The organism is Segatella buccae ATCC 33574 (assembly GCF_000184945.1).
GTDB classification, from domain to species: Bacteria; Bacteroidota; Bacteroidia; order Bacteroidales; family Bacteroidaceae; genus Prevotella; species Prevotella buccae.
In genome coordinates this window covers 1-790 of record NZ_GL586323.1, presented here as the reverse complement: position 1 = coordinate 790, position 790 = coordinate 1, and the positions used below count along the sequence as shown (strand labels likewise).

At 42.5% G+C, this 790-nt stretch carries 1 pseudogene; it reads left to right on the top strand.

The annotated features are described in order from the left end of the window. Window positions 1–753: pseudogene (locus HMPREF6485_RS13880) on the top strand (ISL3-like element ISLdl1 family transposase); the annotation flags it as partial. Between the last annotated feature and the right edge of the window lie 37 nt (window positions 754–790).

Genomic DNA, 790 nt, shown 5'->3' with positions numbered 1-790 from the left:
CTTAGCCCATGGCAAGAAGAAAGCCGTTGTTTTCGAGTTTATGGATCATGTTGGCGATGAGTGGATGTCAAAAGTTGAGGCGGTGGCTTGCGACATGAATTCAGACTTCGAAGAAGCTTTTAAAGGGCGCTACCCCAAGCTAGACATCGTCTATGATCGCTTCCACATTATCAAGAATTTCAACGATAAAGTGGTTTCAGAGATCCGAAAGATGAACAAAGACGGCTGGCTGAGGAAGGCTCTCCAGAAGCTGCTAAGTTGCTTAAGAATTCACGTTACATCTTGATGTCTAAAAGATCCACATTAGTCCAGAAGGACGAGGACGCCCGCAAAGACAAGCTAGTGTCTACTGCTGGTGAAATATTCAATACACCAGAAATAAAGGCTCATGGTGGTAATGAAGTCTGGTATGACGAGCTATTGGAAGAAAACAAGCTCTTCTTCACAATAGATCTCGTTAAAGACCTGCTAGACCAAGCATACAACTCACATGACGAAGTAGAAATGTGCGTCAGACTAGAAGAGATCATAGATATCTGTAAGGCAACTAAAAATAGTCACTTTATTTGGTTTGCGCGTCTCTTATACCGCCATTTGAGAGGGATCTACACGTTTGCCAAATACGGGATATCAACTGGCAAACTTGAGGGTATTAACAATAAGATCAAGACCGAGAGACGTAAAGGGTATGGGTATCCAGATGATGAATACTTCTTCCTGCGGTTAATGGAACTATCGCGGAAAGCTTCCTAAGTCTCTCAGTCATTTACACAAGTTTTTATACTGAACC